This window comes from Burkholderia dolosa (assembly GCF_902499135.1).
In the GTDB taxonomy this organism is placed as follows: Bacteria; Pseudomonadota; Gammaproteobacteria; order Burkholderiales; family Burkholderiaceae; genus Burkholderia; species Burkholderia dolosa.
In genome coordinates, this window is the sequence record NZ_CABVPR010000028.1 from 73260 (window position 1) to 80047 (window position 6788).

Consider the following 6788-nt stretch of genomic DNA (forward strand, 5'->3'; position numbering starts at 1 on the left):
CGCCAAAGCGCGCGCCTCCTATAATTCAGGCGTCGGAACTGCCCGCCCCTGCGGCTCGCCCGTGAGCACCACGCTACTCTTTCACCCTACGCCCGACGTCACTTACGGCTTCCCGAACGCGCGGCGGCTTGCGCGCGTCGCGTCGCCGCACCAGCAGATCGAGGTCTGGGAAACACCGCAGCTCGGCCGGCTGTTTACGCTGGACGGCCGCCCGATGACGTCCGTCGGCGACGAATACGTGTATCACGAATGCATGACGCATCCGGCCGCGCTCGCGCATCCGTGCCCGCGAAAGGCGCTCGTGCTCGGCGGCGGCGACGGCGGCGCCGCGCGCCAGTTGCTCAAGCATGCGTGCATCGAGCGGATCGTCGTCGCCGAACTGGACGACGAGGTGGTCGGAATGGCGCGCCGCTATCTCGACGACGTGCACCAGGGCGCGCTCGACGATCCGCGCGTCGAAGTCGTGATCGGCGACGCCGCGCATTTCGTCGCGTCGACCGTCGAGCATTTCGATCTCGTCGTGTTCGACCTCACGCCGCCCGATTCGCCGGCCGCCGGCCTCTATACGCGCGAGTTCTATGCACGGCTCAAGCGCGTTCTCACGCCGCGCGGCGCGATCTCGATGCATCTCGGCTCGCCGGTATTTCACGCAGCGCGCATCGCCGCGCTGCTCGACGATCTGCGCGCGAGCTTCGCGGTCGTCGACCTGCTGTCCGCGCACGTGCCGCTGTACGGCTCGCAATGGCTGATGGCGATCGCGAGCGACACGCTCGATGCGGCCGCGCTGTTCGCGCACGACGTCGAAGAACGGCTGGCCGCGCGCCGCGTCGAAGGCTTGCGCTATTACGATGCGCGGCTGCATGCGGCCCTTTTTGCGCTGCCGCGCGCGCTGCGCGCTACACTGGGCGTTCGCCGCTGAGCATCCGGGCGGCCGTACCGTTCCGCTTTCGACGCATGCATCGCGATGCACCGCACCGCGCAGATCGCCGGAACGACACCGGAGCCGCGCCCCACCCCGAACGACAGGAGATTCTTCATGACCGATCCACGTCCGGCCGACGTGCCTTGGTTGACGCCTTACCTGACCGTACGCAATGCGCGTGCGACGATCGAATTCTTCAAGGCCGCGTTCGGCTTCGAGCTGCGCGACGTACTCGACGAGGACGGCGCGATCATGCACGTCGAGATGGCCTACCGCGGCCAGCTGATCGTGATGTTCGCGCCGGAAGGCGCGTTCGGCTCGACTGCCCGTACGCCGAAGAGCGCGAACGCGATCGCGCCGCAGTCGTTCTATCTGTACGTCGACGACGTCGATGCGACATGGCAGCGCGCACTCGACGCAGGCGCGAAGTCTCTGACCGCGCCGCAGGATCAGTTCTGGGGCGACCGGTTCGCGCAGATCGAGGATCTCGACGGCTACCGTTGGGCGCTCGCACGCCGCCTCCCGGCATGAGCGGAGCCCGATACGCATGAGCGACGCCACCACCACCGCGGCCGTGCCGCGCTTTTTCGTCGACACGGCGCTGCGCGCCGACGCGACGCTCGCGCTGCCGGCCGACGTCGCGCGCCACGCGCAGGTGCTGCGACTGCAGCCCGGCGACGCGCTCGCGCTGTTCGACGGCACCGGCGGCCAGTATCGCGCGCGGCTGATCGAGATCGACAAGCGCAGCGCGCTCGCGCAGATCGACGGGTTCGAACCGGCCGAGGCCGAGCCGCCGTATCGCGTGACGCTCGCGCAGGGCATCGCCGGCGGCGACAAGATGGACTGGGTAATCGAGAAGGCGGTCGAACTGGGCGTGGCGGCAGTCGTGCCGCTGTCGACCGCGCGCGGCGTCGTGAAGCTGTCCGGCGAGCGCGCCGACAAGCGCGTCGCGCACTGGCGCGGTGTCGTTCGCGCTTCGTGCGAGCAGTGCGGACGCAACCGCGTGCCGCACGTCGCGCCGGTGCTCGGCTTCAACGCCTGGCTCGATGCGCTGCCGGCCGCGCCCGCCGACGGCGAGCTGCGGCTGCTGCTCTCGCCGCGCGCAAGCATCCCGTTCGCGTCGCTGCCCGACGCGGCGCCGGCCGCCCCCGTCACGCTGCTGATCGGGCCGGAGGGCGGACTGTCGCCCGACGAGGAAAGTGCGGCGCGCGCGCGCGGTTTTACCGCGCTGTCGCTCGGCCCGCGCGTGCTGCGCACCGAGACGGCCGGTGCGGCCGTGCTCGCCGCGCTCGCCGCGCGCTGGGGCGGGTGGTGACGCCGGCTCGATCGCGCGGCCGCGGCACCGCACGCGCGTCGCCGTGCGCGGTCCCGCAGACGCAAAAAAGCCCGCTCGAAGCGGGCTTTTTGTCGGACCGGCCAATGGTGAGCCGGCGAATTCGCGCTTACGCGAACGAATAGAACACGCGGAACGCGACCTTGCGCTCGGCCCAGAATTCGGCGGCCTCGCGGAATACGTCGAGCAGCGTCTCGCGCCCTTCTTTATCGAACTTCTGCGCGATCGGCAGCCCTTCGAGGACGATCACGAAGCCCGGCTGCGCGCCGGCCTTCGCGACGAGGTCGGTCAGGCAGTCGTACAGCGCATCGTAGTTCTTGCCGAAGTGTTTCGGAAACAGGAACGACGTCGCGATCGTTTCCATCACTTCCTGTTTCGACTGCGCGGCGCCGCAATACGCATACAGAAAGTGCTGACCGAGCCGACTGGCTTCGTCCGCAAGATCCTGCACGCGGAACGCGCGGATCGACTGCACGAGGTTGGGTCGCACGGTCGTGAAAAGGCTCATAGGCTCCTCGTTCGATGAAAGCCCGGGGTCAGCGGCTTCCTGTGGATCCGGCGCGCCGCCGACCTGTTGCGCCGCCGCGCGCAGTTGCATCACGCGCTGAAACAGATTGCCGTCGCCGGCTGCGAACAGATCCGCCGCCGCCGTGTCGTGCGCGTAGATGGAGTCGCTCATGCCGTTCTTCCCGAAGTCATTCAACAATGCGTTTAAAACTGTTGTAGTGGTCGTCCGTGTAATAACAGTTGTCGATCCGGCGCAGCGGCCCGCCGCAGACGATCCGGCGCGCACCGCGATTGCGCGCGCGCGGCGTCGGCACCGTGTACTCGCGATAGTAGCCGCGCTTCGCCTTCGGCAGAATCCGCTCGCGGTTGCCGAATACGACGCCGTCCTTCTCGTACGGGTAAGGACCGCCGGCGCTGATCAGGCCGAGCGTGGTCACGGCCTCGCGCGGGAGACGGGACGTCGGGATCGTGTCGAACCCGCCGGCGGCCACGTCGGCCGAAACGGCTTCCCGTGCGTAGGCGGCGGAAACCAGACTGCCCGTCGGCGTGCCGACGATACCCATCGCGAACATCGCGAAGACGGACGCGAGCGCGCCGTTGCGGAGCCACTTGCGTGCCATGAACCGGGGTTCCCGCTGTTAAATCAAGTAGTTGACGACCAACAAAGGCGTTAGCGTAGCGCTATTGTTCGCGCGAATCAATGTTCGATTCGGAATCGAACGGCAAAGCCTGCACCGAAACGGGCATTTTTTACCGAATTCGCGCCACGTTTATCCTTCATAAGATAAAATGCAGGCGGCATCTCTGGAGTGGCAAGTCTCTGCCTCCTTGCCACGCTCGCCGTCCGGAGCGCGGAGATGCCGACGTTGCTTATGGGAAGTGCGTTTGCGCGATGCCCGGCGGCGTGCCCGTTGCGGGCACGCCTCTTTTTGCCATTGTTTGCAATTGCGCGCGCCGCGCGATGCCGGTTCGACCGGCGGCGCGGCGGTTTGCGTCAGCGCGATGCGTTCACGTCCGCGACGAGCAGCGCGGCCATGTTGACGATGCGACGAACGGTCGCCGATTCGGTCAGCACGTGCACCGGCTGCGCGGCGCCGAGCAGGATCGGCCCGATCGCGATGTTGTTGCCGGCGGCCGTCTTCAGCAGGTTGTACGCGATGTTCGCCGCGTCGATGTTCGGCAGGATCAGCAGGTTCGCGTCGCCTTCCAGCGTCGACTCCGGCAGAATTTCCTTGCGCAGCGCCGCGTCGAGCGCGACGTCGCCGTGCATCTCGCCGTCGACCTTCAGCTCTGGCGCGCGTTCTTGCAGGATCGCGAGCGTATCGCGCATCTTCTGCGCGGAAGGCGCGTTGCTCGTGCCGAAATTCGAATGCGACAGCAGCGCGACCTTCGGCTCGATGCCGAACCGGCGCACTTCCTCCGCGGCCATGATCGTGATCTCGGCGAGTTGCTCCGGGGTCGGATCGACGTTCACGTGCGTATCGACGAGGAAGATCTGGCGGCCGGGCAGCACGAGGCCGTTCATCGCCGCGTAGACGCTGCAGCCCGGGCGCTTGCCGATCACCTGGTCGATGAAGTGCAGGTGACGATGCGTCGTGCTGATCGTGCCGCAGATCATCCCGTCGGCTTCGCCCTTCTTGACCAGCATCGAACCGATCAGCGTCGTGCGGCGACGCATCTCGACGCGCGCGAGCTGCTCGCTGATCCCCTTGCGCGCCATCATCTTGTGGTACGTCTGCCAGAAATCGCGGTAGCGCTCGTCGTGCTCGGTGTTGACGACCGTGAAATCGGTGCCCGGCGTGAGCCGCAGCCCGTAGCGCTGAATACGGTGCTCGATCACCGACGGGCGGCCGATCAGGATCGGCTTCGCGAGCTTCTCGTCGACGATGATCTGAACGGCGCGCAACACGCGCTCTTCTTCGCCTTCCGCGAACACGACGCGCTTCTTCTCCTCCGGCGCGCTGCGCGCCAGCTGGAAGATCGGCTTCATCGTCGTGCCGCTGTGATACACGAACTGCTGCAGATGCTGCTTGTACGCGTCCATGTCCTCGATCGGACGCGTCGCGACGCCGCCGTCCATCGCCGCCTGCGCGACGGCCGGCGCGATCTTCACGATCAGGCGCGGATCGAACGGCTTCGGAATCAGGTATTCGGGCCCGAACGACAGATCCTGGATCCCGTATGCGGTCGCGACGATGTCGCTCTGCTCCTGCTGCGCGAGCTCGGCGATCGCGTTGACCGCCGCGATCTCCATTTCCCGCGTGATCGTCGTCGCGCCGACGTCGAGCGCGCCGCGGAAGATGAACGGGAAGCACAGCACGTTGTTGACCTGGTTCGGATAGTCGGTGCGGCCGGTCGCGAGCACGGCGTCCGGGCGCACTTCGAGCGCGACCTCCGGCAGGATTTCCGGCGTCGGGTTCGCGAGCGCGAGGATCAGCGGACGCTCGGCCATTCCCTTGACCATTTCCTGCTTGAGCACGCCCGCGGCCGACAGGCCGAGGAAGATGTCCGCGCCTTCGATCACTTCCGCGAGCGTGCGCGCGTCGGTCTCGCGCGCGAAACGCTCCTTGTCCGGATCCATCAGCTCGGTACGGCCCTTGTAAACCACGCCGGCCAGATCGGTGACGATGATGTTCTCGAGCGGCAGCCCGATGTCGACGAGCAGGTCGAGACACGCGAGCGCGGCCGCACCCGCGCCGGACGCGACGAGCTTCACCTTCTTGATGTCCTTGCCGACCACCTTCAGCCCGTTCGTGACGGCCGCGGCGACGACGATCGCGGTGCCGTGCTGGTCGTCGTGGAACACCGGGATTTTCATCCGCTTGCGCGCTTCGCGCTCGACGATGAAGCAGTCCGGCGCCTTGATGTCCTCGAGATTGATCCCGCCGAAGGTGGGCTCCAGCGCGGCGATCACGTCGACGAGCTTGTGCGGGTCCGATTCGTTCAGCTCGATGTCGAACACGTCGATGCCGGCGAACTTCTTGAACAGCACGGCCTTGCCTTCCATCACCGGCTTCGACGCGAGCGGGCCGATGTTGCCGAGCCCGAGCACCGCCGTGCCGTTCGTGACGACGCCCACCAGGTTGCTGCGCGCGGTGAAGCGCGCGGCGTTCAGCGGGTTCTCGACGATCTCCTCGCATGCGAACGCGACGCCCGGCGAATAGGCGAGCGCAAGATCGCGCTGGTTGATCATCTGCTTGGTCGGCGCGATCGCGATTTTCCCCGGGGTCGGGAATTCGTGATAGTCGAGGGCGGCTTCGCGGAGTTTGGTTTTGGAGGAGGCTTGGCTGGACATGTGTCTCGTGACGTGCGGATTAGAATAACTGTTCGACGGCATTGTAGCGCCAATCGGTAGCCCCCAGACCGCCGATTCGGGTGCAACAGCCGCGACAAAAATGTACCGAACGGTGCAGGAGCGCCGCCGTTCCGCTCGTACAATGCCGTTCCTTCAATCGCTTCGGGTCCGTCCGCCGTGCCAGCCGCCTTGTCCGAGTTTTCGCTGATCGATCGCTTCTTCGCGCGCCGCGCGGCCCGCGGCGCACGCGCGTCGACGCTCGGCATCGGCGACGATTGCGCGCTGATCGCGCCGCGATCCGGCAAGTTGCTGGCCATTTCGACGGACATGCTGGTCGAGGGCCGCCACTTCTTCCCGGACGTCGCGCCCGACGCGCTCGGCCACAAGACGCTCGCGGTGAATCTGTCCGATCTCGCGGCGATGGGCGCCGAGCCGCGCGCGTTCACGCTCGCGTGCGCGTTGCCGCGCGCGGACGCGACGTGGCTCGAGGCATTCAGCGACGGGCTGTTCGCGCTCGCCGACCGGTACGGCTGCGAGCTGATCGGCGGCGACACGACGAGCGGGCCGCTGAATCTCTGCGTGACCGTGTTCGGCGAAGTCGCGCCGGCCGATGCGCTGCGGCGCGACGCCGCGCGCGACGGCGACGACGTGTGGGTGTCCGGCACGCTCGGCGACGCGCGTGCGGGCCTCGGCATCGCGCGCGGCGAATGGACGGCCGGCGCGCGCGAGGC

At 67.3% G+C, this 6788-nt stretch carries 7 protein-coding genes; 4 read left to right on the forward strand and 3 right to left on the reverse strand.

Annotated features, from left to right (window positions below; genetic code table 11):
* The first annotated feature begins 61 nt into the window (after positions 1 to 61).
* The 3 genes from speE to BUB20358_RS14840 all read left to right on the forward strand — a co-directional run bounded on the left by speE (position 62) and on the right by BUB20358_RS14840 (position 2237).
* Positions 62 to 919 carry a polyamine aminopropyltransferase gene (gene speE, locus BUB20358_RS14830; protein WP_035973067.1) on the forward strand — a complete coding sequence of 286 codons (858 nt, stop codon included), beginning with the start codon at positions 62 to 64 and terminating at the stop codon, positions 917 to 919.
* A 117-nt stretch (positions 920 to 1036) separates the two neighbouring features.
* On the forward strand, positions 1037 to 1453 hold the full coding sequence (locus BUB20358_RS14835; RefSeq protein ID WP_035973428.1) for a VOC family protein: 417 nt from the start codon (positions 1037 to 1039) through the stop codon (positions 1451 to 1453).
* A gap of 16 nt (positions 1454 to 1469) precedes the next feature.
* Complete coding sequence (locus BUB20358_RS14840) at positions 1470 to 2237, forward strand: 16S rRNA (uracil(1498)-N(3))-methyltransferase (protein WP_035973068.1); 768 nt, start codon at positions 1470 to 1472, stop codon at positions 2235 to 2237.
* Between the two features lie 127 nt (positions 2238 to 2364).
* Here the strand turns inward: BUB20358_RS14840 and BUB20358_RS14845 are convergent, their stop codons facing one another.
* The 3 genes from BUB20358_RS14845 to BUB20358_RS14855 all read right to left on the reverse strand — a co-directional run bounded on the left by BUB20358_RS14845 (position 2365) and on the right by BUB20358_RS14855 (position 6099).
* Positions 2365 to 2934, reverse strand: a complete 570-nt coding sequence (locus BUB20358_RS14845; protein WP_006765201.1) for a barstar family protein — start codon at positions 2932 to 2934, stop codon at positions 2365 to 2367.
* Positions 2935 to 2950: 16 nt separating this feature from the next.
* Complete coding sequence (locus BUB20358_RS14850) at positions 2951 to 3382, reverse strand: guanyl-specific ribonuclease (RefSeq protein ID WP_006765202.1); 432 nt, start codon at positions 3380 to 3382, stop codon at positions 2951 to 2953.
* A gap of 374 nt (positions 3383 to 3756) precedes the next feature.
* Complete coding sequence (locus BUB20358_RS14855) at positions 3757 to 6099, reverse strand: NADP-dependent malic enzyme (RefSeq protein ID WP_035973069.1); 2343 nt, start codon at positions 6097 to 6099, stop codon at positions 3757 to 3759.
* A gap of 135 nt (positions 6100 to 6234) precedes the next feature.
* Between BUB20358_RS14855 and thiL the strand changes: the two genes are divergently transcribed.
* A partial coding sequence (gene thiL, locus BUB20358_RS14860; RefSeq protein WP_174905080.1) for a thiamine-phosphate kinase occupies positions 6235 to 6788 on the forward strand: 554 nt, incomplete at its 3' end.